We start from the raw sequence: 24,546 nt of genomic DNA, 5'->3' as shown, positions 1-24,546 counted from the left end.
CAGAAATGCATGGCTACTTCAGACCATCCCTAAGGGCCTTCGCAAGGTTCGCCTCTCGCCACATCTTCGTGCGATGGGGCTCGTTTTCCGGCCGACATTGTCGGCATGTCCCTGCCAGCCTGCCAATGCTGAAGTACTGGCCGGGTGCGGATATGGAGTTGCCTCCATCCGGGTACCGGCGCTCTTGTCCATTGAATTCCACGGGCATCCTCTACGGTCGATTTCAGGGGGCGTCCGTCTTTCGCCGAGGTCGTTCGACGAAAAGTACAATAACGACTTTGGAAGTTGCATTGTTTGTGACTTGTTCCGGTACCCATAATATTTTCGAGCCTTGAAGTGGTTCTCTTGCGTTTCAATGCGCCCAGGCATGTGCCTGTGTGGGTTAGTGGATCAATCTGTATAAAAACAACTAACTAAGGTCTGTTCATGAAAAAGCTGAATCCTCTTCTCGAAAATCTGAATATCATTCTCCCGCAAATTGCCAGCAATGCCGTTCGAGCCGAAAAGGAGCGGATGGTTCCCGAAGAAAACATCTCGTTGCTCAAGAGTATCGGCATGCATCGCGCCTTTCAGCCAAAGGCTTACGGCGGAATGGAGATTTCTCTGCCGGAGTTTGCCGATTGCGTTGCCATGCTTGCTGGAGCCTGCGGTGGAACCGCCTGGGCTTTCAGTCTGTTGTGTACCCATAGCCACCAGTTGGCGATGTTCTCGAAACAATTGCAGGACGAGATTTGGGGCGAGAATCCGGACGCAACGGCCAGCAGCAGTATCGCGCCCTTCGGTCGTATCGAGGAAACCGAGGGTGGGGTTATTCTCAACGGGGAAATGGGCTGGAGCAGTGGTTGCGATCATGCCGAGTGGGCGATCGTCGGATTTCGCCGCAAGAACGCCGAAGGCGAACTGATCTATAGCTTTGGCGTGATACCGCGCCGTGACTACGAAATTCGTGATGACTGGTTTTCCGTCGGGATGCGGAGCAGTGGTTCCAAGACCTTGGTCATCAAGGACGCTTTTGTCCCCAATCATCGGATAGAGGCGGCCAAAGATATGATGGAGGGCCGCTCCAAAGGGTACGGCCTGTATCCGGACAGCAAGATTTTTTACACGCCCTATCGTCCTTATTTCGCCAGTGGGTTCGCCGCAATCAGTCTGGGTGTGGCCGAACGCATGCTGGCTGCTTTCCAGGAGAAGACCAAGAATCGTGTCCGCGCCTATACCGGTGCCAATGTCGGTACTGCCACGCCGGCATTGATGCGGTTGGCAGAGTCGACCCACCAAGTTGCCGCAGCGCGCGCCTTTCTCGAAAAAACTTGGCAAGAGCACGCCGAATATGGGGAACGCCATCAGTATCCGAGTCGTGAGACGCTCGCCTTCTGGCGAACCAATCAGGCTTATGCGGTGAAAATGTGCATTCAGGCGGTCGATCGCCTGTTCGGGGCCGCCGGTGCGACGAGTTGGTTCGAAGATAACGAAATGCAGCGCCTTTTCCGCGACTCGCACATGACCGGTGCTCATGCTTATACCGACTACGATGTTTGCGCCCAGATCCTAGGCAGGGAACTCATGGGTCTTGAGCCCGACCCGACCATGGTCTGAGTCTCCGAGCATTCGGCCCATCTGGAACCTGGGGTTGCATATGTCCCACCCGAAGTTTTGATGGTTCGGTCTTTTGCATGAATAACGGGATGCAGATTTCAATATCCTGCCATAGTGCCGATTCGGCACTATAGGAGATCGTATGAATACTATGAATGAGCAGGGGTTCGACTCGCGCGCCTTTCGCCGTGCCTTGGGTAATTTCGCTACCGGTATCACCGTAGTGTCGGCCGCAACCGACTCCGGAAGATTGGCTGGGGTAACGGCGAATAGTTTTAATTCGGTATCTCTTGATCCACCGTTAGTACTCTGGAGTATCGACAAGCGTTCTTCCAGTTTTTCGGTATTCGAAGAGGCCACGCACTTCGCTGTGAATATCCTCGCAGCAGATCAGATCGATCTTTCCAACCATTTTGCCCGACCTCAGGGCGATAAGTTTTCCAGTGTCGTCTACGAGCCGGGATTGAGCGGGGCGCCTCTTTTCTCCGATTGTTCCGCTCGCTTTCAATGTGAAAAGTATCAGATCGTCGAGGGCGGGGATCATTGGGTTCTGATTGGCAAGGTCGTCGCTTTCGATGATTTTGGCCGTGCTCCGCTGCTCTACCATCAAGGGGCTTACTCTTCCGTGCTGCCGCATCCGCAGCTCGACAAGGCAAAAGAAGAAACCGGCAGGACTGCCGCTTTCCATGAGCGCCTTGGCAATAATATTTATTATCTGATGAATCAGGCGGTGCGTTGTTACCAGTCCCGGTACCAGCCCAGACAGTTGTCCAGCGGTCTGCGGGTCAATGAGGCACGGATGTTAATGGTGCTGGAATACGAAGAGGCGATGGGGCTGACGGCGTTGCAACGCGAGGTCGCCATGCCCTTGCAAGAGGTCGAACAGGCATTGGAAACCCTCATGCGCAAGAAGCTGATAGTCGAAGCCGATTCCGGGTATGCCATTACCCAAGAGGGCGTTTCCCAGGCGGAAATCCTGTGGAAGATTGCATTGGATCAGCAGAATGAAGTGTTTTCCTGCTTTGCCGAAGAGCAGGTGAAGACCTTTAAAGACATGCTGAAATTTTTGACGAAGTTGGTTTGAGTAAACGAGGCGAAAGTACCTTTCTCAAAGCTTGATCGCAGGTCCGAAAACCCTACGCTCGATTGGCCGCTTTGCCCGAGAGTCAGGGCTTCCCTGATTCTCGGAGAGTGTCTGGCTCGATCTCTCCCCTGAATTGCTGGTGGCACCCGGCTCCCGGTGCGGATGATGCCGATCGGAGGCGGGTGGCTGTCGGCAATCATCCCTTCACCCATCAACGCCGCCGTGAAACTGCGCTCCTACAACAGCCGCATGTCCACCGGCCGGTCGATCACCTCAGCGGCGAGGAAGGTGTCGGCTACGTCCCGCTGGCACTGATGGAGGGCTGGCGGACCGCTTAACACTACAGTTGTATTTTTACTTTCATATGTGCTTGCTGGGCCCGGAGCTGGTGCCTCCTACGCCAGAGCGACCAAGCCATGATGTGAGTCGGCGCGATTTGTCGTTGTGCCAGCTGGATAGCCGTTCGCTGGATTTCCCGTATGGACCAGCGGATCAGTTCGGGTATATCAGGGCTATCAGCCGCCGGATGGTTTTTGGGGGAGTCAGGGGGTGCACCCTGGCCAACAGGGCAAAGGCCAGCACGATGCGGCGCATGTTTGAGGACGCACCATGAGCATCCTGATCGAGACCCTGGCCATGGCCGCCACTGTTGCCGCCGGCGCCCAGGCCGTCACGACCGGGCTGGGCGATGCCACCGACCGGCTGAGCACGGTCGTCGGGCGCTTGGCGACCGAGTCGCTGGATACCGCTGGCGCCGCGGCGATCGGCCGGAGCCGGCGTGCCTGTCCATGGCCGAGGCAGCCCAGATCGACGAGGAGCAGGGCAGCCTGATGCCCGACGGCGCCCCACGCAAACAGACTTTCACTCTGGAGTTCCGCCGCTATGGCGATGACTATGCGAACGACTGACGGGGACATCCTCGACACCCTTTGTCACCGCCACTACGGCCACCTCAACGGCACGCTCGAGGCCGTGCTGGAGGCCAATCCTGGCCTGGCAGACATCCCGCAGCCGTACTCGAGCGGCGTGCTGATCCTGCTGCCGGACCTGCAGGTAGCGAACGCTGAAACCGTCCGCCTGTGGTCGTGAGGAGGCCCCATGCAAGCTGATTTCGAACTGTTCGCCGACGGGCAGGACATCACCGCGTTGCTGCGCGACCGCTTGCTGGAACTGCGTATCGTCGATAAGGCCGGCCTGGAGTCGGACGAACTGGAGATCAGCCTGGACGACCGCGACGGCCGGATGGCGTTTCCGCCCAAGGGGGCGCGCTTGCGCGTGTCCCTGGGCTGGAAGGGGCGGTCGCTGTCGCCGATGGGCACGTACACGGTCGACGAGATCGAACTGTCCGGGCCGCCGGCGACGATGACGATCCGGGCCAAGCCTGCGGACATGCGCCAGGAGGCGCGCAGCACCCGCAGTGTGGCCTACGAGGACACCAGCCTGGCGGCCATCGTCGAGAAGGTGGCCGGGCGCAACGGCTGGACGCCGGCCTGCCGGGTCGAGGCGAGTGTGCCGCGCGCCGACCAGCAACGCGAGTCGGACCTGCACTTCATCACCCGGCTGGCCCGCCACCACGGGGCCTCGGCCACGGTGAAGGGAGGCACGCTGCTGGTGGTGCCGCGCGACGGCGGCAAGACGGCGAGCGGCAAGAGCCTGCCCGTGGTCACGCTGACCGCGCAGGACTTGAGCCGCTACAGCCTGACCTTCCCGGACCGGGCCAGCTTCGCCAAGGTGAAGACCAAGACGCACGACACCAAGACCGGCCAGCCGGTGGTGATCGAGCTGCCCAACCCGGACAGCACGGCGGCGCAGACCGGCGGCGAGCATGTCGGCCGGCACAGCTACCGACTCCAGAAGCGGCCAGAGCCGCCGCCCAGGCGTGACTCGATGGACTCAACCGGGCCACCGCCTCCGGCTCGCTGACATCGATAGGGCGGGCCGAAATCGCCGCCGAGACGACGGTGCGCCTGAGTAGCTTCAAGGCCGGTGCCGACGGCGACTACCTGGTGGAGTCTGTCACCCGGAACTACTCAGGCGGTGGTGGGGGGACAGCTACGAGATTTTCGCCAGCAACGCCGGCAAGGCCAAGGTCGGCAAGAGTAAGAGCAAGAAGAAAGACGGGCCACTCCAGGCCATCGATCTGCCCAGCGTGTGATGCGCCCTTATATAAGGGAGTCTTCGCGTCGCTCTGACTCTCGATCCGGCCAAATCCGGCGTGCCGGTATCGGCATATCCTGAAGGAGCTGCGAAGCGCAGGTGGAGAACGGAACACCTCGAAAAGCATCCCCCGGAGGTTCGTCGTGCGCCGGGGGTAACTGGTTTAATGCAGCCAGCCAGCGGCCTTGTCCTGGTGCTGTTTTCCTGCTCTGGTGAGAAACCGCAAGCACTGCTGCTCGCGGTCGTACCCCAGTAAGGTGCCAAGAATGAAATCCTGCTCCGGCGTCAGCTCGTGCAAGGGTTTGGTCACGATGGTGCGCACAGTCTCGACGCAAGGTCCGCGACCAAAGAACACATTGACTTTCGTCATGCCGACATCTTGCACGTAACAGTCGATGGACTCTTTTTCCAGCCTCTTTTGGAGTGCCATCGCCTCGTGCGGGGCCATGGTAAGCAGGAAAAGCTGACGCACTCCCTTGCGATATTCATAGATGTACTGGCCGAAGCAGGCCCCTACATGAGCTGAGCAAGCCATGCCGTGATCCGAGCGTTCGTTTGGGAGGACTGGTTGTCTTCGTCTAGGGCCAGCCCGACGAAGCGGCCATCGCGCACAGCGGTCGAACCGGTGAAATCGTAACCCTCGACATCCGTGAGCCCGACCACGTTGGCGCCTTTTTCTACCACGATATCGTATAGAGTGCCGATCGCGTCCACGAAGGAGCCGGGATAGTTTTCCTGATCGCCGGTGCCGAACAGTGCTATCGTTTTGCCATCCAAATCCGCTTCTTCGAGCAACTCGAGCTGCTCATCCCAGTCCGTCTGCAAATCGCCATCGCCATAAGTCGGGCAGCCCAGGATCAGCAGGGAACAGTCTTCGAAATCAGAAACTTGAGCCTTTTTGATATCCAGGGCACGGCCGTTGACCTTGCTGGCGATCCGTGAAGCGATCTTCTTGGTGCACCCGCCGTCGGACCCATAAACAATGGTTACGCTCATATTGCAACTCACTCGAGATCGGTTGGAATTCTGTAGCGGACCCAGGATGGGCCATCACCAGTTCCGCTGTGCCTGGACACCATATGATAAATAGAATTATTTGCAATAGCTTGTTGTTTCTGTCTCCGCGGAAGTCTGAGCCATGACAGAACGCCTTGCCAGGCCGCCACCCGGAACATTCCTGTTGAATGGGTCGCCAGTGCGCTCAATCTCTCTGCACAAGCCACCATACGGCGTCGCCGCCTGCCGAGCGATCAGGTACTTTGGTTGGTGCTGGGCATGGCCTTGTTCCGCGATGAGCCTGTGCATGAGGTGGCCAGATGCCTGAATATCTGTGCTCAAGGCCTGGCCTCCGATCAACTGCTGGCGCGCAGCGGCGTGACTGAAGCGCATAAGCGACTAGGAGCCGATCCAGTCGAATCCTTGTTCCGCCAGACAGGTAAACAATGGGGTGGCGAGCGATACGAAGGCGATGATTGGAACGGTTTGCAAGTGTTTGCGGTGGATGGCGCATTGCTGCGAACCCCTGATTCACCTGAGCTGCGAGAGCATTTTGGCTCTGGTAACACGGGGACCGAGCGCCAGACGCCTTTTCCAATGCTGCGTCTCGTTGCCCTGATGAATGTGCGTTCTCACGTGATCCTCGATGCCCAGCTCAGCCCCTATCGCGGCAGCGAGATGCGCTTGGCCGAAACCTTCCTCGGCCAGATCCCGGACAATTCGATCACGTTGTTCGACAAAGGCTTTTGGGGCGCTGATCTGCTGTCAAGCGTCGCCGAAGGTGGGAGCAGTCGTCACGGGTTGACGCCGGCTCGCAAGAATCTGGTCATAGAGGAAATCGAGCGTTGTGGCGAGCACGATCGCCGTGTTCGGATGAAGGTCTCGCCCCAGGCACGCAAACGAAACCCGAATCTGCCCACGCATTGGGATGTGCGTGAGGTCAGTTATGAAAGCCAAGGGCACGCCAGATCGCTGCTCACTTCAGTCCCCGTAGAAAGCTACAGCGCAGGCGCTGTCGCCGCGTTGTACCTGGAGCGCTGGGAGATTGAGTTGGGCTTCCGGGACATCAAAAGCTCGATGCAACAGAACGCAGTGACGCTGCGTAGCAAGAAGGTCGAGCTGATTTATCAGGAAGTCTGGGGGCTCTTGCTGGCTTACAACATCATTCGCCGCGAGGCCAGCCAAGCCGCTGTGGCCTTTGGGCGAGCGCCCTCGGACATACGCTTCAAACCCGCCTGTCAGTACATCGCCGTGCTATTGATCGTCATGGCGGCGGCCAATCCGGTATCGGCAACGGGTAGGAGGTTGGCTGAGCTGCGAGGAGGTATCGGGGGACTGTTTCTGGATCACCGTCCAAGGCCAGGAAGGCCAAGGACGGTGAAGATTTCCAAAACCCGATATCCAGTGGATCGTAAGGCCGCTCCGCTTAAGTGAACAGCATTAGCCACCCGTGCGCGGCTTTTTCCCTGTTTCCGAGCCCCGGCAACCGTCGGGGCTTTTTTATACCAGGAGGAAATCTTCCATGACGCTATCCGAGATCCACGCCACGGCCATCGCTCCGGCGCTCGCGCTGCTGCCTGCGTGCATGAACAGCCCCCAGGCCGAGGCCATGCTGTTGGCCATCGGCTTGTAGGAGTCCGCGTTCCGCCACTGCCACCAGATCGGCGGGCTTGCCCATGGCTACTGGATGTTCGAGCGTGCTCGGCGTGCTGGTGCATCCGCAGAGTCGTCCGCATGCCCTGACAGTCTGCAAGGCGCGTGGCGTCGAGGCGTCGGTCGGCGCCGTCCATGCCGCCCTGGAGCGCGACGACGTGCTGGCCGCCGGCATTGCCCGCCTGCTGCTGTGGACCGATCCGGCGCCGCTGCCGGCGGTGGGCGAGGTGGCCAGAAGCTGGGACCTGTATGTCCGGGCGTGGCGGCCCGGCAAGCCGCACCGGAACCGCTGGGATGCCTGCTATGCGCAGGCCATGGATGCATTGGTCGGGGAACTGTCGACATGAGCCTGCTGCCCGCCGCCACGGCGCTGCTGCCGACGATTTCGGGGCTGCTCGATCGCGTCATCCCCGACCCGCAAGACAAGGCCCAGGCGCAGGCGGAACTGCTCCGGCTGCAGCAGGACGGGGTATTCAGGGAGCTGGACGCGGCACTGCAGAGCGGACTGGCTCAGGCGAAGATCAACGAGATCGAGGCGCAGAGCCAGTCTGCGTTCAAGTCGGGCTGGCGGCCGCTGGCCGGCTATGTCTGCGTGGGCGGGCTGGCCTACGAGTTCCTGCTGCGCCCGTTGCTGCCCTGGGTGCTGACCGTGTCTGGCGTGCAGGGCGTGCCGCCGCTGCCGTCGCTCGACGATGTGCTCTTCGAGCTGCTGTTCGGGGTGCTCGGTCTCGGGACGCTGCGAACGCTGGAACGACGGCAGCGGATGACTGCGATCACGTCCAATACTCGGCAAGGAGGATGAACAACCAGGGGAATAGGAGGATTCGAGGCGGTGGCCTGGAGGGTGGGGAGCGGCGGGGAGCCTCGTCTTGTTTCGTGTCGGGAAGGGGAGTGGAAAGGATTCCCCGCTCTCGCTCGTCTTGTGGCAAGGCGGACTGACGGTCGTTCGAGTCGTCTTCAGGTTCGGGATGGGCCCGGCTCTGCAAGGTATGGGATATCAGCTTTATGAGCAGGAACATCACCAGGGCGGACAGGAACAGATAGACCAGAGCGACAATCGCGAGTATCAGGACTCTATTCATCGGGTATGCCTCCGAGCTGGCTTGGTGGGGGGCATTACGAGCAAGAGGGGCGGCTGATACTTCTCGTTGCGCTACTACGGACCAGCAAGGGTCTAGACACTCAGGACGGCCGCTCTAGCCGAAACCCTAGGGGAGGGAGGCGTCGGAATTCTTGACCTGAGCCAATGCCGCGCACGGTGCGCGATAAGACGCGACGGAAGGCACCGTGCAGGATGAATTACTGAAAATGGGTAATGGATGGCCGGTTACGCCGGCCGGGCGGGCACTCTGTCGCCACTGGCGTGCCTGCCAGTTAAGGTGAGGGGAATAGACCCTGGCTTGCAGATTACTCGAACCGAATGCGCGCTTTACCGAGGCCGTCAGGCCCGGATAGCCAACTTCTTCGTATGGCCAGCTAACGCTCTCGGCATGCCGATCTGCCGACGGCCTGTCGAATGGTATCAAATAGCCATTACAAAGTATGTCTATGTGGGGGCATCCGGCTTCGGAATGCTGCGAACACTGGAGTAGTGGCTGCGATCGCGCCGAAGCGAGCATGTTTAGTCGAAACATCAGGAATGGGACGAAAGTTCCAGTCTGGTCGGTTTTTCCTTTTAGATCAGTCGCTTGTCCGTCCTCTTTGAAGAGCACGGCGGGAGGTGCTGTCTCGCCGGTTGCCGAGACACCCCCTCCTTAAGCATAAGAAGGCAATTATTTTATTGACCTATGTCAATGAGATTGTTAGTTTTTGTTTCAGGGAAGACGGAACAAACGGCGATAACGGCGCCACGACCCGTCTCGATTCAATCGACTGGTAACGACCGCTCGTTTCGCTCTGGGGGAACCGCCATGAAAAAATTCGGAATTCTGGCTCTGGCCATCGGCATGCTCACCGTCGGCACCGTCAACGCCGCCGAAATCGTTCGGGAAGTGACGGACGAAACCTCCGGCCAGGCTGCGGGCAGCATGAACGGCATGATGGCCGGCGCTGTCGGCGGTCCGATCGGCGCGGTGCTCGGTGCGGGCTTTGGCGCACTGTTCGGCGGTTCCGGCCAGAAAGCCGTGGGTGCCAGCGAGCGCATCTACCTGGTGCGTACCGACAGCGGTGAACTCAAGGAATACCGTTCCCCGAACTACGTCTTCTCCGCAGGCGACAAGGTCGTGATCCACGGCAACCGCCCGCGCCCGTACGGCTGGACCCCCGAAACCGCCGAAGACTTCGCCTACAACAGCCACTGATCCCCACAGTGGCCGACACGTTGAAACACCGAGCCCCCGCCACACCGGCGGGGGCTCTTTTCTTATGCCCGAAATTCAGCGGTGGGAGCTGGAAAGACGTTCGCCGATGGCTTGCAGCATGACTGGCAGGAAGTCGCGGTGGGCGCCGAAGGGGTTGCGGATCCAGTTCAGCAGCGATTCGGGGGTGAAGACGTCGGCACCGCTGGGGATGGCTCGGAGCTGCGGTTCGCCCCTGTCGTCGAAGGTCAGCACCCAGCGTTTGTCGCGGATCAGCAGGGCGGCCATATTGTCGGAGATGCGCTGGTCGGCCTCGCGGTCCCATTCCGGCAGGGTGCCGCCGGCATCGCGCACGGCCTGACGGCAGCGGTCCAGGTAGTCGAAGGTGAAGTCGCGTGCTTCCTGGCTCAGGCTGGCCACGGGCGGGCGCTCGGGTTCGGGCGCGGCAGTGGTGGTGGGCAGCAGGTTCAGCGCCTCGGCCAGCCAGGCGCGAAAGGGTGCCACCCGCTCCGGGTGCGCGTGCAGCAGAGCGAGTTCCAGCCCGGCCCGGCTGATGACGTTGAGCGTCTGCCGGCCGACCGGCAGGGCGGCCTTGTGTTCGGGCCGCAGGTGGCGGGTGGCGACGTAGGAGTCGCGCAGGCCGACGGCGCTGGCCACGTCGGCGGCCACGAACCAGACCTCGGTGCCGACGGGCACGATGCGGAAGTGGCGGTCGTTGTAGGTCAGGCGCAGGGGCGCGGCGGTGCCGCCGGCCGGCAGAGTCGTGCGCGGCCGAACGGCCTCGCCCTGCTGCCAGTAGGCGGCGAGGGCGGCGAAGCATTCGCGCTGGTACTGCACCAGCCGCTCGCGGATCTCGGGTTTGACGCGGGAGGCATCCATGCCGAACAGCCAGCCGTTGAGGTAGTCGAGGGGGAGGCAGGTGGTTTCCTGATCGCCGCCGGCGGAAGGGGTGGTCATGATGGACATACCTTGTGAAAGGACGGGGTGGCGCTTGATGCGTTTGAGCTGGGCCTCCCACTGGAGGCCGATGGCTTCGCAGATGGGCTTCATGGCGACAAGGCGTTCGCCGGCCGGTCCGGTAATTACGGCCAGAGTTTGGCCGTGAAAATCGACTGTTCCGAGCTGGAGGTTTGTGTCCGACATGGTGAGTTTCCCGTTTTAGCTTGTCTGCCGCGCCCATCCGCCAAGATGGGTGAGCGGAACCGTGCGGGTTGGCGGACCGGAAACGGGAACCGGCGGGCCGTAAGGCCCCCACACACGGCCCGCCCATAACGGGTGCAGCCATGCCGCGGGCACAAAAAAACCGCTTTTTTACAGCGGTTTTGTGACCGCCCGTTTTATCCGGGCCGCCAAGCCCAGGCTGCCGATTTGGCGGCAGCGGGCGGAACATTAGCGGGGGAAGCTGGCTGGAGTCAACCGGGAGGCTGTGAGCGGTTCGGAGGGCTGCCGGGAGCGAGGCTACGTGGTGTATAAAGCCGACGAACGGCTGTCATGGTTGTGACGAGCGAAGGGGAGGCGTCATAGACGCTCTAAACCATGGGTGCTCTGTTTAGAGCATGCGTACTCTTAATCCGACCAATCATAATCTTACTGTGTCATAACCGTGGGTACCCCAGACCTCCGTACAGGTCCCGGCAATACTCAAGCATCAGGTAGACACCCAGTTGATGACGCAGCGTCGTGATCGACTCCGCCACATGCCGCTGCGCGCGCTGGCCGACCGCGGGGGCGGTAATCCGCGGGAAGCGCAGGTACCGTGCAGGCCATGAGGTTTTTTTTTCCTTGGCCATCCGGTCCGGACAGGGCCTCACGGCGCAGGCGCTGCCCGAGCAGAAAACCATAGGCGGCGATGCTCAGGCTGGCATGGTGGTGGAACCCCCGCCAACCACGCCCCTCGTAATGCCCCAGCCCCAAGTCCTGCTTGAGATCCTGGTAGTCGCGCTCGATACGCCAGCGCAGATGGGCGATGCGTACCAGTTCCGGCAGCGGCGTGTCCTCCACGAGCGTGGACAGCCAGTAGCGGGTCGGCTCGTCCTGCGCGGAGGGCCATTCGATCAGTAGCCACTGCTGCGGGTGCAGCCGCTGTTTTGCCGAAACGCTGCCGGCCAGGCGTACCCGTACTGCAGCGAAACGCCCGCTCAGCGGTTCGTTGGTTCCCTGGCGCCAGGTGAGTTCCGTAAAGACCTCCGGCGGCAGCGCCAAGGCCAGCTTCTTTACCGACAGCGGTCGATGCTCTGGCGAGCGCCGCGTGGCTACCGGCGGGCGCCCCTTGCCCGTCCAGGGCTTGGGCGGTAGCGGCTGCTGGCCGGGTGGCCATACCCGCACGGCCGAGGTGATCCCAACCACATAGGACAGCCCCATGGCCGTCAGGCCTTGGCGAAAGGCGCTGTCCACGCCGTAACCAGCATCGGCCACCACACAATGGCGCGACTCCCCGGCTTCGAGCAGCGCCTGCAACTGCGAAAGCGCTATCTGGGGCTTAGTGGCAAAGCGGACGTCCTCGGGCACGCCGGCTTTGCGGCGCCGCCCAGCATCTTCGGCCCAGTCCCGGGGCAGGTACAAGCGCCAGGCTACCGGCAGGCTGGCCTGTTCGCACGCCAGCGAAATACTGACCGCCACCTGGCAGTTGTCCTGTTTGCCCAGCACCCCGCAGTACTGGCGCGCCACGCCCACCGAGTGCCGCCCCTTCTTCGGGAAACCGGTGTCGTCCACAAGCCAGTAGCCGCCCGCGGACAGATCCATGGTCGGCAGGACCCAGCGGGCCACACGGCGCAGCAGTTCGGTATCCGACCAGTCGGCCTTGGCCACGAAATGATGCAACGCCTGGTGCCGGGCACTGGCATGCAAGGGGTCGAGGTGTGCCGCCATAGGTTCCACGCTCTTGCGCGCCAGGGGCAGCATCAGGCCGGAGCAATAGCCGCGCAGCCCGGCTTCCCGGTCGGCATGCCCAAGACCTGCCGCCAGATGCGCCAGGTACTCGTCGAATCTGATCATGGAGTCCATCGTCGATCTTCCTCAAAGTGCAGAAGATCTACTCACAGTAGCTCAATTTAATGACACAGTAAGAATAACAGCTCAGATTATATCGACACATGAAAGTAAAGAGAATTTATGTCACTGAACCTCGACGTTATTATAGACACCCCAGAACAATCGGTGGACATGAAGGCTGGTCTTGATACATTACAGGGAACATCTGATGCAATACGCACTATAGGCGAAACAGTTCTCTCCGAGAAAATTTCAGAGCGATTATCACACAAAGGAAAAGTTAGAACAACGCTAAAGAAAAGCTTCAAAGGATCCTACGGGCACACATTTAGCCTAGACATCCATGACGAAGAACTCAAGAGAAAGTTCAACTCAATTGGAAAGACAGTTTTCTCCGAACTAATCTCTTACTTTATCAGCGAGTCACTTTACAAGGAGAGCGAGCAATTATCAGCCAAGGCCCAAAAAATAGTAGACAACCTTGGCGACACAATTGAAGGCCTAGTCAAGCAACTGCGAAAATCGCCTCTCAACAACGTTCACGAAGTTTCTACAAAATTTAATTATGACGTTAAGCTAAGATTCAGAAAAAGCGCTAGCGAGCAAGTTGTAATCAGCCACTTTGACAAACACGCCGCAGAAGTTCTACAAGCAAAAGAGGACAAGCAAAAAATAGACATCATTGCCAGCATTGCCAGGCTTAACATCAACACTGGCAATGGGCGCTTGCTACTGAAAGATGCCGATGAGACGGTAGCTTTCGGATTCGGCGTTGGCTATCGCGATGTAAACATGGAGGCAAAAAATTATTTTCAGAAAACCTAAACTACAATAATGGAATGAGCAGTGAGAAGTGGAAATTCTTGAAGATATCAGTTAGCCCAATTAAACTGATGGACGGTCGAGTAATCAAATACATCGTCAAGGGATTCTACAATGATCAATAGATATGTAGCAGCGGCGGCGGCCATGTTCATCGTGGTCTTCACGTCGTACATTGCTCAATTCTATTTTCTACTAGATTACTCCTTTTCTGAAGACACCGCCGTATGGGGGCAGCTTGGCGATTATGTTGGCGGACTGTTAAATCCGATCCTTAGCTTCATCGCTCTCGTCTTGCTAATAAAGTCATTATCATTGCAAAACGAAGCCAATGAAGGCCTAAGGTCTGAACTGAAGAGAAATGAAAAATCCGAAAAGCTTCGTTCTTTTGAGGCGCTTTTTTTGGCATGATCAACTCCCAAAAAGAGCTTTTCGATGCTTTGAAGGTTGAGTTCGGTCAGCATGACACTGAATTTACAAAGTGCAGCATTGAAGCCGTCATGGAGATTGAGGATGAGATAGAAAGAGTCAGGGATACGAATGGCTCCAATGAGGATGTGCGTAAATTTTTAGAGAAAATTGACTCGAAGGAAAAAATATTTGGTCTCACTCGAAGCTTCTACATCATAGTAAAAATGATCTCTGACAAGCTGAGCGATAGCCATGGATTTGACTACGAGGATAGAAGATCGCACATCCTTACCCTAGTAAACTTCACAGATTTCTCCCTACTCCGACTAATAATGATCAGCTTGCAGTTCATGGAATACCATTCAACAGAATACTTACGAGAAAACAAGGATTTTAACGAAGTATTAAAAGAGGTTGGGATTGACTACAACCTTTACTAGTACGCAGCCTAGACAACGGAGTAGAAAGTAGGGTAGACAACGGCGCAGCCTTGTCTGCCGATGCCAATGGTGGGTAATTGCTCCGCGAGCTCCCACCCGGCTAGACATATTCATCAATAAGCACCACACTCAAAAATATTATTTAAAGTTTCAAAGAAATCAATCGGGTCAGTATGATCTCTTTCAGAATCAAAAAAACCATACGCATTAGAACCACCATAAGTTATCCCCCGCACAAACCGCCCAAACTCACCCCATGAATTACACCTCAAAGCATAGGAATCCCACCCCACAACAGATCTTTCAAACATATCATAACTTGCATATGTCTCGCGAGAAACATTATAAAACTTACCCAAAAAATCCTCGCACTCTTCCACTATTTCCCCAAAGTGATTCTGCAAATGATCGCTCTCCTCCAAATACATTTCATACAGTCTCTTTGCCAGAGGGGTAGTGCGTGCGCCGAGCATAAGCTCATCAAGCAGCTTAAATGGATTTATTATCGCAATTGTTATATAAAACCTAGCAACGCAACCATCCCAATCATCCGAAAGACTATTTCGATACAAAACAAGGAACCCATTTGACCCAAGTTGATTAGCCCTCTCAAGAGGCATGCCCTCCGCAACATTGAAAACCTTCATGATATCTTGATTTGCTCTTCTACTGCGTTGCCCCGAATGGTAAAGTACCAGAGAGCACGTTGAGAAAGACTCCTTGCTTAACGGAACTTCATTATCCGTAATGACCTCGGAAGGATTGTACAATTCAAGAATCAACTCTTGATGCCTTCTAGCCCTCAAACAAATCACCTTAACCCCATAAAAACCTATCAACTGCATTACCGCATGCGATAGCAGAACACCAAAGCTTTCGGAAATTATTATTATCGAGATCTCCCCAATATTCAGACCTGGCAAATGATTCCTAACTTCGAATATGTACACAAAAATCTCAGTTATCGCCTCGCGCTCTGTTTTACTACCAACCTTTAATTCAAATAAGAAAAAATTCCTTTCCTCATTATGAGCCAGTATATCTGGATAAAGCCTTTCCACCCCATTTAAAGAAATATTTGATGTATTCTCCCCGCCTATAATAGACATAATTTCTTCGCTCAGCTTTCTGTAGATCCAGAGAGCAGATTTCGCATACCTATCACGCAAAATCTTGATCATCGAAAACTCGTACGACTCAGTTCTGGCTGCTTTAATAAAGCCTTTTAAAGATCTCACACCTCTACTACTTATGTGCTCCGCAAGCTTCCCATCTCGCACCAGAGCGTAAATCTCTCGCTGCAATTCGTTTTCTTTCATTGGTTTTCCTACTCAGCATCCAAGAAGCGCAGCGCGCAGGGTAACCGACGGACCAGCTTTGTCTACCGATGCCACTGCGGGCAATCGCTCTACGAGCTACCCACCCTTGTATGTCGACTAGCCGCCGCCAGTCGGCGATAGTCTCCGACTGATCATCGGAAGGAGGGCCAGGAAGACGGATCCACCCTGAGGCCTCGAGCCTGCTCCGTAGATAGTTCTCCGGCTCTCCGCACTCGCTCGGTGAATCCGAACGGTATCTTGAGCCTGTATTGCGCAAGAGCTCGCATAAGCAAGGTTGGATCGAGTGCAGTGATGATCACCGTGACATCCGTGAGGAGAACAGCAAGTAGGGTAGACAACGGCGCAGCCTTGTCTACCGATGCAGGTGGTGGGCAATTGCTGCGCGAATTGCCCATCCTACGTTCGCGGGAGGCTGACAGGTAGGGCGCCACTGGTACAGTGATATTGTACGGTGTGCGCCAATGGCGTATATTGCTCGCATGATATTCATCGAAACCCCCATATTCACCAGATGCCTGCGCGAGTTGCTGGATGACGACAGCTATGCAGCCTTCCAGAAGACGCTGGCCGAGCGCCTCGATGCCGGCGATGTCATCGAGGGCACTGGAGGCATTCGGAAGGTGCGTGTCGCCTCGAAGGGGCATGGAAAACGGGGTGGCTCCCGGGTTATCTACTATCACTTCGTCTCGGAATCGCAGATCGCCCTGCTGCTGATCTATCCGAAGAACGAGAAGGATGACCTGACTGCCGACGAGCGCAAAGCGCTCAAACGCATCATCGAGACGTGGAGGTAACCATCATGAGTAAGTTTTTCGACGACCTCATGGAAAGCGTCGTGCAAATGGACGAAATCGTTCGCGGCGAACGCCAGCCGTCCCGCGAGTTCACCGTGGATGCCTTGCAGGTGAAGCAGATCCGCAAGGCCACCGGTCTTTCGCAGGCCAAGTTTGCCGCGATGATCGATGTGCAGGTGGGCACTCTGCGCAACTGGGAGCAAGGCCGCCGCGAGCCGACCGGCCCGGCCAAGGCTCTGCTGCGCGCCATCCACAATGACCCGGAGCACGTCATTCGAGCGCTGGCGGGCTAAGGGTCACAATCATGCTCTTGACCGAGCAAGTAGGGCAGACAACGGCGCAGCCTTGTTTACCAATGCCAATGGCGGGTAACCGCTACGCGAGTTACCCACCCTACGGCTGACCACCGCGCGGCTGCGCTGCCGGACCGAACGTCCGACAAGACGCGACTCCGACTTGCCCGATATTTTTTTGTCTATACGATAAGACCATGATTGTCTACGACGAAGCCAAGCGCGCAAGCAATCTGGCCAAGCACGGCCTCGATCTGGCCGACGCGGGGCTGGTGTACGACGCGCCGAACAAGATCACCCTGAGTTCGCCGCGTCGGGACGAGGAACGCCTGATGGATGTCGCGATGGTCGAGGTAATGGGTGTGGTTCTGGTACTGGTATACGTCGAGCGTGGCGAGGATATCCGCGCTATCTCGCTGCGCCGTGCCTCGAAACAGGAGAGGAAACGCTATGCAGCACTCCAGTAAGACTGACTGGCAGCGCGTCAAGGCCGAAGCAGCCGCCGACGAGCCGGTGGCGCGCGATGCCGACGATCTCTATGACCCGAACGACCCTACGGCCGTGGATGCCTTCTGGGATGCCGCCACCGTTCGCCGCCGCGGCGAGCGCGGCCCGCAGAAGGCGCCGACCAAGCAGCAGGTTTCCCTGCGCCTGTCTCCCGAGGTGCTGGCCTACTTCAAGGCCGGCGGCAGCGGCTGGCAGACCCGTCTCGACCAGGCGCTCAAGGAGTACGTACGGGAGCACAGCCACGACTAGTTGGCCGGGTGGCTTATCGCTTCGGCGCCATTTATATCAAGTTCATCGGCACGCACCGACAATACGATGCCATCGATGCCGATACCGTTGAAATGGAGTGAATGCCATGAACGTTCGTCCGATTCGTAACGATCAGGACTACCGCGCGGCGCTTAAGGCACTTTCGCCGCTTTTCGACAATGAGCCTGAGCCGGGCACCCCGGAAGGTGACCGCTTCGAGGTCATGCTGACGCTGGTGGAAGCCTACGAAGCCAAGCACTTCCCGGTGGATCTTCCCAACCCTGTCGATGCCATCAAATTCCGCATGGAGCAGTTGGGGCTGACCGCCAGCGATCTGAGTCCGGCAATCGGCCGCACCAACCGGGTCTATGAGGTGCTGAACGGCACCCGCTCGCTGACCTTGCCGATGATCTGGAAGCTGCACAGCCTGTTCGGTATCCCGGCAGAAAGCCTCATCAAGCCGACTCCCCGCGCCCGGGCATAACCTCCGGGCGCACAGGGTGGGCACTCGCTGCGCGAGCTGCCCACCCTACGACCTGCCCGCCTATCACGCCGCCCCCACCAACACCCGCCAAGCAAGTAGGGTGGACAACGGCGCAGCCTTGTCCGCCGATGCCAACGGTGGGTAATCGCTGCGCGAGTTACTTACCCTACGGCAAGCGGGGCCGAAGCCCTCACGCACGGCCCGCCCATGCCGTGTTCCCCAGCCTGGATAATTTCAAATACAAAGACAAATGGTGGGTTATCGATATCGGTGGTAACAACCTGCGCATGATTGCCTTCATCGAGTTCAGGGACAATCGCCTGTATGTCAAGCACATCGTGACCCATGCTGAGTACGACAAGCTCTGTCGCAAATATGCCAAGGAGTCTGACTGATGAATTTCGCCAACCTCAAAGACCAAGCCCGCTCCCTGTTCGCCGAGGCCCGCTTTCTGGTCGAAATCCGCAGCGGGCAGGAATACGAACAGGCCCTGGCTTTGATGGATGAGCTGATTGAAGTCGGGTAGGGACAGGCCATTGCTGGCCCATCCCCCCCCTAAGAACCGTACGTGAGAATTTCCCCTCATACGGCTCAAGCCTTTCAAAGCCCGCTTTCGCGAACCAGCTTCACCACCTTGAGACCATTGACGTGAATCTGGTTATGACAGTTCGGATGCACCATGACCAGGTTGGAGTTGATGTCCGGCCCGCCGTCTACCCGCCTGACCAGATGATGGACATGCCATCCGCTGATTTCGGTAATGGGTTGATTGCCCGGGCACCTACCACCCTGTTCCATCCAAAGCCGAATGAGCTTCTTCCGCCCTTGCAGCAATAGACCTGCTTTCGGCCTCCATCGAACGCTGGGAAGACGAGTCGCCCGAGTTCACCGAGTTCAACCGCAAGCTCGCCACCCTGGACAGTGGAGCTGCCGTACTACGCACCCTGATGGATCAATACCAATCGAAAACCGATGATTTCAAAAATGAAATCGGTGGCAAGAGCATGGTGTCCATGGTGCTGGGCGGGACTCGCAAGCTGTCCAAAGACCATATTCATGCGCTGTGCGATCGCTTTGATCTCAGCCCCGCCGTGTTTTTCGATCGACCGGCCCCGAAGGGCGCGACGGGAAAGCATGCCATGTCCGTGTAATGGTCATCGTGCCGTGTGGCAGCCGGTAGGGTAGACAACGGCGCAGCCTTGTCTACCGATGCAAACGGTGGTAATCGCTGCGCGAGTTCGCCTCGGAACTTCCCCAGGCTGCCGGCTTGGCGGCAGCGGGGGAAGGTAGCTCTGGCAGGAACAGGTTTCCGTCAGTTGTACCCTACGTCGCGCCGGGCGGAGGAAATGGTGACGGTGAATCCAGCCAGCACGTCGATGAAGGACATGAGGGTCATGAGGAAGAACGTCGTAGTCCCCGCCGCGCTATAGCCTATGAACTCCACCAGGAAGGCCACGAACAGCAGCATGGACAGGGCATGGTCTATGACCGAAGCATTGCCGGAGCGGGTGGACTTGACTACTTCGCCGCCCAAGGCGACCAGGGCCAGCGTCAACAGCAAGTCCGAAGTGGTGAAAAGCCATTGTGCGCCGGACAGCAAAGTCCCTTGAAACAGCACGCCATCGAGGTTGCCGGTGCCGGTCATCATGACCGCGTTGTAAGCCAGGAAAACGAACAACAGCAGGGGAATGCTTCTGATCAATTGCATGGGTATGTCTTCGTCGAGTGTAAGAGGGCGGCCACTATTCACCACCGGTCGCCGGTGTATCAAGAGAGCGAGCGCGTAGGGTAGACAACGATGCAGCCTTGTCTACCGATACAAACGATAGGTAATCGCTGTGCGAGTTACCCACCCTATGGCTACGTAGCTCTGCTCGATACCGCCGATCTGTGCCCCGAATTCGAATCGGCCTTCGCCAATCGTTGCACAAGCAACAGAGCCTTGCGAACCACCTGCTGACTTCCTATGATATTTGGCTAAATCTAGCCAAATCTATGGGGCATGATGGAAACCATCTCGCTGGCCGATGCCAAAAACAACCTATCCCGCCTTGTGGATGCCGCCAGCGATGGGCGAGAAATCATCATTGCCAAGCACGGTCGCCCTATGGCCCGTCTTGTGGCCGCTGGCAAGCCTGTCCGGCTGCGCTACGGCACCCTGAAAGGCCAGATTCGCGTAGCCGACGACTTTGATGCCGAACTGCCCGGCGAAGCCTTGGCCGGTTTCGAAGGCAAGGGTTCGGCATGAGGCTGTTAATCGACACCCATATCCTGCTCTGGATATTGATCGACGACCCCAGGCTGACCCCCAAAGCCCGTAAGCTACTGGGCAAGGCCAGCGAGATTTACATCAGCACCGCCTCCTTCTGGGAGATGGCCATCAAGCAGAATCTCGGCAAACTGGATCTTCAGCTCGAACAGGTCATTGAAGAATGCCAAAACCTGGGCATTCAGGAGTTACCCGTGAGCGCAGAACACATCCTTGCCTTACTGGGCCTTGAACCTCTGCACAAAGACCCTTTTGATCGGCTGTTGGTAGCCGTGGCCAAGGCCGAACCCATGAAGCTACTCACGGCGGACAGCAAGGTGGCGGCTTATACGGAGTTGGCGGTGTTGATTTAACGAGGGAAAAGGGATGCTCAAGAAATCGCCACTTCATGCCGTGCACCGGGCTCTTGGTGCCCGCTTCGTCTCTCACGGCGGCTGGGAAGTGCCGGTCAACTTTGGCTCGGTGACTGCGGAACATCATGCCGTTCGCCGTGATTGCGGCATGTTCGACGTATCCTGGCTGACCCATCTGGACATTCAAGGTCCTGACACTCGGAAGTTCTTGCTTCGCCTGCTTGCCAACGACATCGACCGACTCGATCGTCCCGGTAAATCGCTTTACACCACGATGCTCAATGATGACGGCGGGGTAATGGACGACCTGATCGTTCATCGTCTGGATTACGACCGTTATCGTCTGATCATCGATGCCGACCGGAGCGATCGGGATCTCGCCTGGATAAAAACCTGTCAGCACACCTGGAAGCTGGATGTCACCCTATCGCTGCTCGGCTCTGATTCGGAAACCTTTGCAACGATAGCCATCCAAGGCCCCTCTGCCCGATCGAAGGTGTGGGATGTATTGCCGGAAATCAGACCGACAACCATCGGCCTCACCGCGTATTCCAGCGCCCAGGTCGAATCGATCTTCGTTGCGACGACGGGTTATACCGGTGAAGACGGTTTCGAGATCACACTTCCAGCCAATCGAGCCGAGGCATTGTGGTATGCCTTGATGGCTGTGGGTGTAAAACCCTGCGGCTTTTGCGCGAGAGACACGCTACGTACGGAAGCGGGTTTGCGACTGTATGGACGGGACATGGACGAAATGCTTTCCCCCTTCGAGGCGGGCCTGGCCTGGTCGGTGGAAACGACATCGGAGCGAGATTTCATAGGCCGAAATGCCCTGTTCGCACGCGCACAGCGATGGCAGTTCCTTGGCCTGAAACTTGTCGACAAGGGGCTGCTGCGGGATCGGCAAACGGTATTTACGGAGCATGGTGAGGGAAAAATCACTAGCGCAACCTATTCCCCAACGCTGGAAGCCTATATTGCCTTGGTGCTCCTGCCGAGAGAGATTGCTATTGGCGATATCGTCCACGCAAGCCTGCGGGGCCATCCGCTTCCGGCACAGGTCACACCACCCCGCTTCGTTCGCCATGGAAAGGTGCTGCTAAGCAAGTAGGGTAGACAACGGCGCAGCCTTGTCTACCGATACAAACGGTGGGCAGTCACTGCGCGAGTTGTCCACCCTACCTCGCCGATCTCATGGCATACAAGCAGCGCAGGGATGCGGAACGCCGCCAGGCAATGGATGAGCTTGCGGCTCAGGCCCAGGAACTGGGGATGGGGTACGAATAGGGTGGGGCAACGCTCCGCTTGTGTACGCAGCAAGGAGTTGATGCGTCATAAATCCAGGCTATATTGATACGTCATTAGAACCTGACGCGATAATAAAAGGAGATTTGCGCATGATGGGTTTTCAAAAGGCGATGATGGCCGGGGCTGCCTGCTTGCTGATCGGCACACTGACCGCTTGCGGTGGCGGTGCGGGGCTGTCCGGCCCGTATGGCAAGACCGAGTCCGGCCAGTGGTTCACCATTCTCGATTTCAAATCCGGCGACCAAGTCGTGCTGACCATGATCGGCAGCGAGGATAAGATCAACGGCACCTACAAGCGCAGCGGCGACAATGTGGATGTGACGGCCGCCGGCGAGACTCGTACGCTGAAGATCGACAGCAAGGGATGCCTCGACGGCGGCGCGGGCAATTCCTTTTTCTCCGGCGTCATCTGCAAGAAGTGAGTGGGGAGTCCATGATTCCTTCCTTGGCACTGCGCGCCGGTCTTTGCGGCGCGGCCGTCGTGTTGCTGCCTGCCGCCACGCTGGCCGAGACGCTCGGCGAGCTGCCGCTGGAGCGCGGCTATTATGTCCGCAGCGACGAGACCTGCCGTACCGCGAGCAATGCCGGTACGGCCGTGTTGAGCCGCCAGGGGCTGCAATGGGTGACTTCCTATTGCATCTTCGACAAGATCGAGCGGATCGGCCCGGCCACCTTTCGCGTGAAGCAATCCTGCGGCGATACCTCCGGCACCGAGCCGGCGACCGCCACCTACGAAATCAAGAGCCGTACCGCGTTCTCCTTCAAGGACAGCAACGGTTGGGAACATGCCGCGCGCCTCTGTGCGCAGAAGGACATGCCCCAGCCGTGGCGAGGCTCGGATATCTCGGACCTGATCGACTGAGCCGGACCCGGCAGCGAGTAGAGGTGGAGGGCGATCCTGCGGTCGCGGCAAGCGAGCAGGAACGCTCTGAACCCCACCTTCGAATAAGTCAAGTGTGACGAATTTGGTACGCGACGTCGCGCGCTAGCCTGCAGGCTGCTATTGGCGCGGCTTCTAGTGCCCGTATGTCCAATCGAGCATCGGCGTCACACAGAAGCGGTGGGACGGCTCGGAGCACCTGGAGTTGCTGGGGGCGAGCTTGATTTATCGGGCATTTGGGAGCCCGGTCTTCTGCCGTTTTTGGCGCATTTTCGCCAATTCTGCTGCGCGTAACCGCTCTGCTACGTTCGAAACATCGTTGAGCACCAAGTCCGAGATGAGGGGGGATTACGCGCGGCCACGCACGGAGGCATCGGATATGGCATGCGAATGGGCATCGGCGTGCAAAGCCGACCAGTCTACGGGAGCCGTGCCTCCGACCGGAGGCAGATAGTCCGTTTGGACGATCGATCGGAATGAAAACGCTCCATGTCTCGTGGTGGGTCTGGGGGCTGGGTTCCTGGCCAGGCCATCGCCGTCAGGTCTGGTGACTCTGTCCGGCGCCATGAAACTCCGCTCTACCATCGCTCGGTGCACGGCTGTGTGAACTGCTGATCGGCTTCATTACTTCATGGATGGATAGTGGCTAATTGATGGCTTTTTAGTATAAAAATGCCATCATGAAAACCTGTCGTACTCAGGAGTCGTGAAGTGATCGATCTTTCACAGTGGAATCTCACTATACCCGTTGGGGCCATGATCATTCAGACCAGACAACTTCAAACATATGAGTCGAAGTGGTTTGTTCGCAACGCCGATGGGTCCATCACTTTCTATGCACCTTCTTCTGGCGCAGGTATCAGAAGCACTGCGAATAGTATTTACCCACGCTCCGAACTCAGGGAAACACTGCTCAACGGTGCCGATAAGGAGGCCAACTGGCACCTCGGCAGCGCCAAGATCCACCGTTTGAGTGCAACGCTCACGGTCGACTCCTTAGCAGCCAGCAAAAAGGCGATCATCGGCCAGTTTCATGGCACCAGCACGAAGCCGCCGTTCAAGTTGCAGATCAGTGGCGGCACAATCTATGTGCAATACCGACCGCAATATAACGGCGAGGAAAAGAAAGATCCCATTTTCGAAGGCTACAGGCTTGGCAACAGACTGGCCTATTCGGCGACTGTGACCCACGACGGGGAACTTACCGTCACGGTCAACGGCAAAGTCGGGAAATACCGGTTCGACGTGGCTTCGTACAGAAGCGACAGGTGGTATGCCAAAGCCGGCATGTACAGCCAGGAGGAGATAGGCGGAAGGGGGGCCGGAAAGGCCACCTTTCATGCGTTGAGCATGACACACAGCGATGGACTGGGCGCAGCGCCTGGCGCGCTGTGGCAAGCGGAAAGCGGGGTAGGCTATCGGTAAAGTTTGGGAGAGCCTGTCTCAAGGCCCGCGGGATGACTTGGGGCCACTCCCTGTACCGATCCGGCCGAGTTTCGGCTTATGGTGAGCGTTTGCCGTCGCCGGGTAGCCATCGATTGCCCGCAAGCCTGGACTTGACGTGCAATCGATGGCTTTAGGGCGAAGACGAATGCCCCTTCCATGGGGCGCTTTCGGAGCCT

At 57.9% G+C, this 24,546-nt stretch carries 33 protein-coding genes and 2 pseudogenes; 28 read left to right on the top strand and 7 right to left on the bottom strand.

The annotated features are described in order from the left end of the window. Window positions 1–426 precede the first annotated feature (426 nt). From AVCA_RS14650 to AVCA_RS14630, 5 genes are all read left to right on the top strand, one after another. A complete protein-coding gene (locus AVCA_RS14650; RefSeq protein ID WP_012701763.1) occupies window positions 427–1,596 on the top strand; it encodes a p-hydroxyphenylacetate 3-hydroxylase oxygenase component in 1,170 nt (389 codons plus the stop codon). A gap of 142 nt (window positions 1,597–1,738) precedes the next feature. After that, window positions 1,739–2,680, top strand: a complete 942-nt coding sequence (locus tag AVCA_RS14645; protein ID WP_012701762.1) for a p-hydroxyphenylacetate 3-hydroxylase reductase component — start codon at window positions 1,739–1,741, stop codon at window positions 2,678–2,680. 609 nt (window positions 2,681–3,289) lie between these two features. Next, window positions 3,290–3,511, top strand: a complete 222-nt coding sequence (locus tag AVCA_RS14640) for a hypothetical protein (RefSeq protein ID WP_012701761.1) — start codon at window positions 3,290–3,292, stop codon at window positions 3,509–3,511. A 51-nt stretch (window positions 3,512–3,562) separates the two neighbouring features. Further along, window positions 3,563–3,769: a tail protein X gene (locus AVCA_RS14635; RefSeq protein ID WP_175556006.1), complete on the top strand. Its 207-nt coding sequence runs from the start codon at window positions 3,563–3,565 to the stop codon at window positions 3,767–3,769. A gap of 9 nt (window positions 3,770–3,778) precedes the next feature. After that, window positions 3,779–4,603 (top strand): contractile injection system protein, VgrG/Pvc8 family, encoded by an 825-nt coding sequence (locus AVCA_RS14630; protein WP_012701759.1) that lies wholly within the window; start codon window positions 3,779–3,781, stop codon window positions 4,601–4,603. Window positions 4,604–5,000: 397 nt separating this feature from the next. Here AVCA_RS14630 and AVCA_RS14625 read toward each other — a convergent pair whose 3' ends face one another. Both AVCA_RS14625 and fldA read right to left on the bottom strand, forming a co-directional pair. Further along, the gene (locus AVCA_RS14625) at window positions 5,001–5,372 is read right to left on the bottom strand and encodes a DUF2023 family protein (RefSeq protein ID WP_041807279.1); all 372 of its coding nucleotides are present in this window, start codon (window positions 5,370–5,372) and stop codon (window positions 5,001–5,003) included. Further along, window positions 5,351–5,833, bottom strand: a complete 483-nt coding sequence (gene fldA / locus AVCA_RS14620; RefSeq protein ID WP_012701757.1) for a flavodoxin FldA — start codon at window positions 5,831–5,833, stop codon at window positions 5,351–5,353. The genes AVCA_RS14625 and fldA overlap by 22 nt, the downstream gene beginning before the upstream one ends. A gap of 135 nt (window positions 5,834–5,968) precedes the next feature. Here fldA and AVCA_RS14615 point away from each other — a divergent pair, with 135 nt between their 5' ends. The 4 genes from AVCA_RS14615 to AVCA_RS14595 all read left to right on the top strand — a co-directional run bounded on the left by AVCA_RS14615 (window position 5,969) and on the right by AVCA_RS14595 (window position 9,786). Next, window positions 5,969–7,267, top strand: a complete 1,299-nt coding sequence (locus AVCA_RS14615) for an IS4-like element ISAzvi6 family transposase (protein WP_081434895.1) — start codon at window positions 5,969–5,971, stop codon at window positions 7,265–7,267. 242 nt (window positions 7,268–7,509) lie between these two features. Next, a complete protein-coding gene (locus tag AVCA_RS14610; protein WP_236616192.1) occupies window positions 7,510–7,833 on the top strand; it encodes a hypothetical protein in 324 nt (107 codons plus the stop codon). Beyond that, window positions 7,830–8,288, top strand: coding sequence for a holin family protein (locus tag AVCA_RS14605; RefSeq protein ID WP_012701753.1), 459 nt, complete (start codon window positions 7,830–7,832; stop codon window positions 8,286–8,288). Before AVCA_RS14610 ends, AVCA_RS14605 begins: the two co-directional genes overlap by 4 nt. 1,108 nt (window positions 8,289–9,396) lie before the next feature. Further along, window positions 9,397–9,786: a hypothetical protein gene (locus AVCA_RS14595; RefSeq protein WP_012701751.1), complete on the top strand. Its 390-nt coding sequence runs from the start codon at window positions 9,397–9,399 to the stop codon at window positions 9,784–9,786. 75 nt (window positions 9,787–9,861) lie between these two features. Here AVCA_RS14595 and AVCA_RS26090 read toward each other — a convergent pair whose 3' ends face one another. Together AVCA_RS26090 and AVCA_RS14585 are read right to left on the bottom strand one after the other, a co-directional pair. Further along, window positions 9,862–10,926: a phage antirepressor N-terminal domain-containing protein gene (locus AVCA_RS26090; protein WP_072432955.1), complete on the bottom strand. Its 1,065-nt coding sequence runs from the start codon at window positions 10,924–10,926 to the stop codon at window positions 9,862–9,864. Window positions 10,927–11,424: 498 nt separating this feature from the next. Beyond that, window positions 11,425–12,786 (bottom strand): IS701-like element ISAzvi8 family transposase, encoded by a 1,362-nt coding sequence (locus tag AVCA_RS14585; RefSeq protein ID WP_012701750.1) that lies wholly within the window; start codon window positions 12,784–12,786, stop codon window positions 11,425–11,427. 108 nt (window positions 12,787–12,894) lie between these two features. Between AVCA_RS14585 and AVCA_RS25095 the strand changes: the two genes are divergently transcribed. From AVCA_RS25095 to AVCA_RS14580, 3 genes are all read left to right on the top strand, one after another. Beyond that, window positions 12,895–13,599 (top strand): hypothetical protein, encoded by a 705-nt coding sequence (locus AVCA_RS25095; protein ID WP_012701749.1) that lies wholly within the window; start codon window positions 12,895–12,897, stop codon window positions 13,597–13,599. Between the two features lie 111 nt (window positions 13,600–13,710). After that, the gene (locus AVCA_RS26460; RefSeq protein ID WP_175555999.1) at window positions 13,711–14,007 is read left to right on the top strand and encodes a hypothetical protein; all 297 of its coding nucleotides are present in this window, start codon (window positions 13,711–13,713) and stop codon (window positions 14,005–14,007) included. Further along, window positions 14,004–14,447 (top strand): hypothetical protein, encoded by a 444-nt coding sequence (locus tag AVCA_RS14580; protein ID WP_041807276.1) that lies wholly within the window; start codon window positions 14,004–14,006, stop codon window positions 14,445–14,447. The genes AVCA_RS26460 and AVCA_RS14580 overlap by 4 nt, the downstream gene beginning before the upstream one ends. A 113-nt stretch (window positions 14,448–14,560) precedes the next feature. Here the strand turns inward: AVCA_RS14580 and AVCA_RS25090 are convergent, their stop codons facing one another. After that, window positions 14,561–15,766, bottom strand: a complete 1,206-nt coding sequence (locus AVCA_RS25090; RefSeq protein ID WP_236616189.1) for a hypothetical protein — start codon at window positions 15,764–15,766, stop codon at window positions 14,561–14,563. A 500-nt stretch (window positions 15,767–16,266) separates the two neighbouring features. On the opposite strand from AVCA_RS25090, the gene AVCA_RS14575 reads away from it, so the two are divergent. The 8 genes and pseudogenes from AVCA_RS14575 to AVCA_RS27055 all read left to right on the top strand — a co-directional run bounded on the left by AVCA_RS14575 (window position 16,267) and on the right by AVCA_RS27055 (window position 18,640). Further along, window positions 16,267–16,581 carry a type II toxin-antitoxin system RelE/ParE family toxin gene (locus AVCA_RS14575; protein ID WP_012701744.1) on the top strand — a complete coding sequence of 105 codons (315 nt, stop codon included), beginning with the start codon at window positions 16,267–16,269 and terminating at the stop codon, window positions 16,579–16,581. Window positions 16,582–16,586: 5 nt separating this feature from the next. Further along, window positions 16,587–16,874, top strand: a complete 288-nt coding sequence (nadS, locus tag AVCA_RS14570; RefSeq protein WP_012701743.1) for a NadS family protein — start codon at window positions 16,587–16,589, stop codon at window positions 16,872–16,874. Between the two features lie 197 nt (window positions 16,875–17,071). Further along, window positions 17,072–17,341: a BrnT family toxin gene (locus tag AVCA_RS14565; protein WP_012701742.1), complete on the top strand. Its 270-nt coding sequence runs from the start codon at window positions 17,072–17,074 to the stop codon at window positions 17,339–17,341. Then, entirely contained in the window at window positions 17,325–17,630 is a 306-nt protein-coding gene (locus tag AVCA_RS14560; protein WP_012701741.1) for a BrnA antitoxin family protein, read from the top strand. Before AVCA_RS14565 ends, AVCA_RS14560 begins: the two co-directional genes overlap by 17 nt. After that, window positions 17,612–17,731, top strand: a pseudogene (locus tag AVCA_RS25770) (type II toxin-antitoxin system HigB family toxin); the annotation flags it as partial. The gene AVCA_RS14560 and the pseudogene AVCA_RS25770, both read left to right, overlap by 19 nt. Window positions 17,732–17,736: 5 nt before the next feature. Then, window positions 17,737–18,114: a helix-turn-helix domain-containing protein gene (locus AVCA_RS14550; protein ID WP_012701739.1), complete on the top strand. Its 378-nt coding sequence runs from the start codon at window positions 17,737–17,739 to the stop codon at window positions 18,112–18,114. Window positions 18,115–18,251: 137 nt separating this feature from the next. Then, window positions 18,252–18,509 carry a type II toxin-antitoxin system HigB family toxin gene (locus AVCA_RS14545; protein WP_236616187.1) on the top strand — a complete coding sequence of 86 codons (258 nt, stop codon included), beginning with the start codon at window positions 18,252–18,254 and terminating at the stop codon, window positions 18,507–18,509. Further along, entirely contained in the window at window positions 18,509–18,640 is a 132-nt protein-coding gene (locus AVCA_RS27055; RefSeq protein ID WP_012701737.1) for a hypothetical protein, read from the top strand. The genes AVCA_RS14545 and AVCA_RS27055 overlap by 1 nt, the downstream gene beginning before the upstream one ends. A gap of 74 nt (window positions 18,641–18,714) precedes the next feature. Here the strand turns inward: AVCA_RS27055 and AVCA_RS25085 are convergent, their stop codons facing one another. Beyond that, window positions 18,715–18,912, bottom strand: a complete 198-nt coding sequence (locus tag AVCA_RS25085; protein WP_012701736.1) for an HNH endonuclease signature motif containing protein — start codon at window positions 18,910–18,912, stop codon at window positions 18,715–18,717. 149 nt (window positions 18,913–19,061) lie between these two features. On the opposite strand from AVCA_RS25085, the gene AVCA_RS14540 reads away from it, so the two are divergent. Continuing rightward, the gene (locus AVCA_RS14540) at window positions 19,062–19,265 is read left to right on the top strand and encodes a hypothetical protein (RefSeq protein ID WP_012701735.1); all 204 of its coding nucleotides are present in this window, start codon (window positions 19,062–19,064) and stop codon (window positions 19,263–19,265) included. 161 nt (window positions 19,266–19,426) lie between these two features. Here AVCA_RS14540 and AVCA_RS14535 read toward each other — a convergent pair whose 3' ends face one another. Continuing rightward, window positions 19,427–19,822 carry a hypothetical protein gene (locus AVCA_RS14535; protein WP_012701734.1) on the bottom strand — a complete coding sequence of 132 codons (396 nt, stop codon included), beginning with the start codon at window positions 19,820–19,822 and terminating at the stop codon, window positions 19,427–19,429. Between the two features lie 294 nt (window positions 19,823–20,116). On the opposite strand from AVCA_RS14535, the gene AVCA_RS14530 reads away from it, so the two are divergent. The 7 genes and pseudogenes from AVCA_RS14530 (at window position 20,117) to AVCA_RS14505 (ending at window position 24,349) form a co-directional block, all read left to right on the top strand. Continuing rightward, entirely contained in the window at window positions 20,117–20,362 is a 246-nt protein-coding gene (locus AVCA_RS14530; RefSeq protein WP_012701733.1) for a type II toxin-antitoxin system Phd/YefM family antitoxin, read from the top strand. Further along, on the top strand, window positions 20,359–20,736 hold the full coding sequence (locus tag AVCA_RS14525; protein WP_012701732.1) for a type II toxin-antitoxin system VapC family toxin: 378 nt from the start codon (window positions 20,359–20,361) through the stop codon (window positions 20,734–20,736). The genes AVCA_RS14530 and AVCA_RS14525 overlap by 4 nt, the downstream gene beginning before the upstream one ends. 13 nt (window positions 20,737–20,749) lie before the next feature. Continuing rightward, window positions 20,750–21,847, top strand: coding sequence for a glycine cleavage system aminomethyltransferase GcvT (gene gcvT, locus AVCA_RS14520; RefSeq protein WP_012701731.1), 1,098 nt, complete (start codon window positions 20,750–20,752; stop codon window positions 21,845–21,847). Window positions 21,848–21,921: 74 nt separating this feature from the next. Beyond that, window positions 21,922–22,023, top strand: a pseudogene (locus AVCA_RS26805) (DNA-binding protein); the annotation flags it as partial. A gap of 110 nt (window positions 22,024–22,133) precedes the next feature. Next, a complete protein-coding gene (locus AVCA_RS14515) occupies window positions 22,134–22,466 on the top strand; it encodes a hypothetical protein (RefSeq protein WP_012701730.1) in 333 nt (110 codons plus the stop codon). 23 nt (window positions 22,467–22,489) lie between these two features. Next, on the top strand, window positions 22,490–22,906 hold the full coding sequence (locus AVCA_RS14510) for a hypothetical protein (RefSeq protein WP_236616185.1): 417 nt from the start codon (window positions 22,490–22,492) through the stop codon (window positions 22,904–22,906). Between the two features lie 729 nt (window positions 22,907–23,635). Further along, complete coding sequence (locus tag AVCA_RS14505; RefSeq protein WP_012701728.1) at window positions 23,636–24,349, top strand: polysaccharide lyase family 7 protein; 714 nt, start codon at window positions 23,636–23,638, stop codon at window positions 24,347–24,349. The last annotated feature ends 197 nt before the right edge of the window (window positions 24,350–24,546 follow it).

The sequence above is a fragment of the Azotobacter vinelandii CA genome (assembly GCF_000380335.1).
Taxonomy (GTDB): domain Bacteria; phylum Pseudomonadota; class Gammaproteobacteria; order Pseudomonadales; family Pseudomonadaceae; genus Azotobacter; species Azotobacter vinelandii.
The sequence above is the reverse complement of the archived record's forward strand: the minus strand, read 5'-3'. Positions and strand labels throughout refer to the sequence as shown.

Bases quoted from the DNA above. Each gene is read 5' to 3' on its own strand.
- AVCA_RS25085 (WP_012701736.1), bottom strand. From the start codon at position 18,912: ATGGAACAGGGTGGTAGGTGCCCGGGCAATCAACCCATTACCGAAATC.
- AVCA_RS14585 (WP_012701750.1), bottom strand. From the start codon at position 12,786: ATGGACTCCATGATCAGATTCGACGAGTACCTGGCGCATCTGGCGGCA.
- AVCA_RS14625 (WP_041807279.1), bottom strand. From the start codon at position 5,372: ATGGCTTGCTCAGCTCATGTAGGGGCCTGCTTCGGCCAGTACATCTAT.
- gcvT (WP_012701731.1), top strand. From the start codon at position 20,750: ATGCTCAAGAAATCGCCACTTCATGCCGTGCACCGGGCTCTTGGTGCC.
- nadS (WP_012701743.1), top strand. From the start codon at position 16,587: ATGAGTAAGTTTTTCGACGACCTCATGGAAAGCGTCGTGCAAATGGAC.
- AVCA_RS14640 (WP_012701761.1), top strand. From the start codon at position 3,290: ATGAGCATCCTGATCGAGACCCTGGCCATGGCCGCCACTGTTGCCGCC.
- AVCA_RS14630 (WP_012701759.1), top strand. From the start codon at position 3,779: ATGCAAGCTGATTTCGAACTGTTCGCCGACGGGCAGGACATCACCGCG.
- AVCA_RS27055 (WP_012701737.1), top strand. From the start codon at position 18,509: ATGAATTTCGCCAACCTCAAAGACCAAGCCCGCTCCCTGTTCGCCGAG.
- AVCA_RS14605 (WP_012701753.1), top strand. From the start codon at position 7,830: ATGAGCCTGCTGCCCGCCGCCACGGCGCTGCTGCCGACGATTTCGGGG.
- fldA (WP_012701757.1), bottom strand. From the start codon at position 5,833: ATGAGCGTAACCATTGTTTATGGGTCCGACGGCGGGTGCACCAAGAAG.
- AVCA_RS26460 (WP_175555999.1), top strand. From the start codon at position 13,711: ATGATCAATAGATATGTAGCAGCGGCGGCGGCCATGTTCATCGTGGTC.
- AVCA_RS25095 (WP_012701749.1), top strand. From the start codon at position 12,895: ATGTCACTGAACCTCGACGTTATTATAGACACCCCAGAACAATCGGTG.
- AVCA_RS14595 (WP_012701751.1), top strand. From the start codon at position 9,397: ATGAAAAAATTCGGAATTCTGGCTCTGGCCATCGGCATGCTCACCGTC.
- AVCA_RS14575 (WP_012701744.1), top strand. From the start codon at position 16,267: ATGATATTCATCGAAACCCCCATATTCACCAGATGCCTGCGCGAGTTG.
- AVCA_RS25090 (WP_236616189.1), bottom strand. From the start codon at position 15,766: ATGAAAGAAAACGAATTGCAGCGAGAGATTTACGCTCTGGTGCGAGAT.
- AVCA_RS14515 (WP_012701730.1), top strand. From the start codon at position 22,134: ATGATGGGTTTTCAAAAGGCGATGATGGCCGGGGCTGCCTGCTTGCTG.
- AVCA_RS14610 (WP_236616192.1), top strand. From the start codon at position 7,510: ATGGCTACTGGATGTTCGAGCGTGCTCGGCGTGCTGGTGCATCCGCAG.
- AVCA_RS14645 (WP_012701762.1), top strand. From the start codon at position 1,739: ATGAATACTATGAATGAGCAGGGGTTCGACTCGCGCGCCTTTCGCCGT.
- AVCA_RS14550 (WP_012701739.1), top strand. From the start codon at position 17,737: ATGAACGTTCGTCCGATTCGTAACGATCAGGACTACCGCGCGGCGCTT.
- AVCA_RS14530 (WP_012701733.1), top strand. From the start codon at position 20,117: ATGATGGAAACCATCTCGCTGGCCGATGCCAAAAACAACCTATCCCGC.
- AVCA_RS14635 (WP_175556006.1), top strand. From the start codon at position 3,563: ATGGCGATGACTATGCGAACGACTGACGGGGACATCCTCGACACCCTT.
- AVCA_RS14525 (WP_012701732.1), top strand. From the start codon at position 20,359: ATGAGGCTGTTAATCGACACCCATATCCTGCTCTGGATATTGATCGAC.
- AVCA_RS14560 (WP_012701741.1), top strand. From the start codon at position 17,325: ATGCAGCACTCCAGTAAGACTGACTGGCAGCGCGTCAAGGCCGAAGCA.
- AVCA_RS14540 (WP_012701735.1), top strand. From the start codon at position 19,062: ATGGATCAATACCAATCGAAAACCGATGATTTCAAAAATGAAATCGGT.
- AVCA_RS14535 (WP_012701734.1), bottom strand. From the start codon at position 19,822: ATGCAATTGATCAGAAGCATTCCCCTGCTGTTGTTCGTTTTCCTGGCT.
- AVCA_RS26090 (WP_072432955.1), bottom strand. From the start codon at position 10,926: ATGTCGGACACAAACCTCCAGCTCGGAACAGTCGATTTTCACGGCCAA.
- AVCA_RS14565 (WP_012701742.1), top strand. From the start codon at position 17,072: ATGATTGTCTACGACGAAGCCAAGCGCGCAAGCAATCTGGCCAAGCAC.
- AVCA_RS14650 (WP_012701763.1), top strand. From the start codon at position 427: ATGAAAAAGCTGAATCCTCTTCTCGAAAATCTGAATATCATTCTCCCG.
- AVCA_RS14580 (WP_041807276.1), top strand. From the start codon at position 14,004: ATGATCAACTCCCAAAAAGAGCTTTTCGATGCTTTGAAGGTTGAGTTC.